Annotated in this window: 3 protein-coding genes and 2 tRNA genes; all 5 read right to left on the minus strand. The window is 69.0% G+C overall.

The window, feature by feature from the left end; genetic code table 11:
- Nucleotides 1–76: 76 nt before the first annotated feature.
- A tRNA-Ala gene (locus ACWD3D_RS35805) sits at nt 77–149 on the minus strand.
- A gap of 147 nt (nt 150–296) precedes the next feature.
- The gene (locus tag ACWD3D_RS35810; protein ID WP_124268198.1) at nt 297–530 is read right to left on the minus strand and encodes a hypothetical protein; all 234 of its coding nucleotides are present in this window, start codon (nt 528–530) and stop codon (nt 297–299) included.
- 554 nt (nt 531–1,084) lie between these two features.
- Nucleotides 1,085–1,157, minus strand: a tRNA-Ala gene (locus ACWD3D_RS35815).
- Between the two features lie 171 nt (nt 1,158–1,328).
- A complete protein-coding gene (locus ACWD3D_RS35820) occupies nt 1,329–1,982 on the minus strand; it encodes a histidine phosphatase family protein (RefSeq protein WP_451464843.1) in 654 nt (217 codons plus the stop codon).
- Nucleotides 1,979–2,410 carry a ribosome silencing factor gene (gene rsfS, locus ACWD3D_RS35825; protein ID WP_358765860.1) on the minus strand — a complete coding sequence of 144 codons (432 nt, stop codon included), beginning with the start codon at nt 2,408–2,410 and terminating at the stop codon, nt 1,979–1,981. The genes ACWD3D_RS35820 and rsfS overlap by 4 nt, the downstream gene beginning before the upstream one ends.
- Between the last annotated feature and the right edge of the window lie 261 nt (nt 2,411–2,671).

Below are 2,671 nucleotides of genomic sequence, written 5' to 3' on the forward strand. Positions count from 1 at the left end.
TTCTGAAATGGCTTCAACGGCAACCGTAAACCAATATGTCGGACCATCCGATTCGGATGGTCCGCCTTCGTCACTGTGGAGCTAAGGAGAATTGAACTCCTGACCTCCTGCATGCCATGCAGGCGCTCTACCAACTGAGCTATAGCCCCTTGTTTCGCCGCCGTCCGGTTTCCCTTGGCGACATCGAGAACATTACACGGCCTCCCCGGTGGTCCCCAAATCCATTCCCACCCTGACCGATATGCCCGGTTTACACAGGCGCGGCGAGTGCGGCCCCCCTCACTCCCGCCGCCCCGTCAGGCTGTGGCGAAGGAGTAGAACCGCTTGAGGGTGCAGTGCTCCTCCAGGAGCCGTCCGTAGATCGGCTCCCCCTCCAGCTCGCGGTAGGTCTCGATGGGGTCGCCTTTTATGATCAGCGCCCGCGCGCACTCCTCGCACCAGTACTGGTAGTCCGGGTTGACCGGATCCATGTCCCTGACGATGGGCGTACCGCTGCCACACCAGTCGCATTTCCGCCTGTGCGCACCCATGCAGTCAGCTCCAGCTGTGGCCGCTGGCCGTGCGCGCGCACCCGATCCCGCCGCCCCCCGGTGTCTGGACCACCTGGGAGGAGCCGCGGGGAGGGCAGCCGGGACCGGACCGGTGTTCGGAAATCACGGTAACTACGGGACTGGTGTGCGGAGCTGGAACATCGGGCGCACACGGCTGACCGGGGGCCCGCACGCGGCTCGCAGGCATCGCGTTCCCTCCCGATCGGTCCGTAGCCCCCTCCGGCGCTCCGATTCTGCCATGACACCGCAAGCCGGGGAGCCCGCCGAGCCACACCCGGCGGGCGGCTGACGTCGCGTCAGTGAGGCCGGCCCGGTCGCGGACGCCGTGGCCGAGGCCCCGGCCACGGTCGGAGCGGGGCGGAACACTGCGGGAAGACCGCCGGAACAGCGCCTCTACGCCGGCGGAGAAGCCGGGGCGACGGAAGGAGCCACCGTCGACGCCGAACCCGAGCGCTGAACACGAGCACCGGACCCGAGCACCGGACCCCGATACGCAGAAGATCCCGCCCCCAAGGGGACGGGATCTTCATCTGTGGAGCTAAGGAGAATTGAACTCCTGACCTCCTGCATGCCATGCAGGCGCTCTACCAACTGAGCTATAGCCCCGCTGTTCGCTGTCCTTCTTCGCGTCCTCACCGTTTCGGTGTTTTCCGCGCTGCGAACAAGAAGAACTCTAGCCTGTGACCAGCCGGAAAGTGAAATCCGGCCGGTGCCGCCCTCCGGGAACCTGCGGTGCCGCCCTCCCCGAGGTGCTCTCCGGGGGGATCGGGCGGCCCCTCAGGTGTCGTCGCCGAGCACCGGTTCGGGCAGGGTTCCGGCGTTGTGCTCCAGCAGACGCCAGCCGCGCGCGCCTTCACCCAGCACCGACCAGCAGCAGTTGCTGAGTCCGCCGAGGCCCTCCCAGTGGTGGGCCTCCAGTCCGAGCAGCCGGCCGATCGTGGTCCGGATGGTGCCGCCGTGGCTGACCACGACGAGCGTGCCGCCGTCAGGAAGCCGGTCGGCGTGTTCCAGGACGACCGGAGCGGCCCGGTCGGCCACCTCGGTCTCCAGCTCGCCGCCGCCCCGGCGTACGGGTTCGCCCCGCTTCCAGGCGGCGTACTGCTCGCCGTACCGGCCGATGATCTCCTCGTGCGTGAGCCCTTGCCACTCCCCGGCGTAGGTCTCTCGCAGACCGGAGTCGTGGGCGACCGTGAGGCCCGTCACGGCGGACAGCTCGGCGGCCGTGGCCGCCGCGCGCCGCAGATCCGAGGCGACGACGGCGTGCGGCTTCAGGGACGCCAGGAGGCGGGCCGCCCGACGGGCCTGCCCGACTCCGGTGTCGGTCAACTCGATGTCCGTGGTGCCCTGGAAGCGTCGCTCCAGGTTCCACGCCGTCTGACCGTGCCGCCAGAGGACTACTCGGCGGCCCCGGCCGCTGTCGCCGCCGTTCAGCTCGCGTCACCTTCCGCGGTGCCGTTGAGCTGGGCGTGCTCCGCGGCCTTGCCTCGGGTCTTCAGCGCGTCCTCGGGGAGCGCGATCTCGGGGCAGTCCTTCCACAGGCGTTCGAGCGCGTAGAAGACACGCTCCTCGCTGTGCTGGACGTGGATGACGATGTCGACGTAGTCGAGCAGGATCCAGCGGGCGTCGCGGTCGCCCTCGCGGCGCACCGGCTTGGCGCCGAGTTCCTTCTGGAGCCGCTCCTCGATCTCGTCGACGATCGACTTGACCTGGCGGTCGTTGGGGGCCGAGGCCAGCAGGAAGGCGTCGGTGATCGACAGGACGTCGCTGACGTCGTAGGCGATGATGTCGTGCGCGAGCCGGTCGGCCGCCGCCTGGGCGGCGGCGTTGATGAGCTCGATGGAGCGGTCCGTGGCGGTCACATGCAGGCTTTCGTCGGCGGTCGGGGCAGTCCCTGGAAGCTGTTCCGTCGTCCTGGCGGATCGGCACGCGTGCGGAGCGGCGGGGTTCCGTCGCTGCGCTCACGTGCCCGCCAGAAATCGCGGGACTGTTCTTTAGGGTCTCACGGACCGCCGACAGTGCCGACTGGAAATCCCCCCGGTACGCCGCAGGGGCCTCCGCGCCGTTTCGGCTCGTCCTCCAGGTCCCGCCGTACGAGTACGCGCACCCGGAGGACCTGACCG

The organism is Streptomyces sp. NPDC002690 (assembly GCF_053592415.1).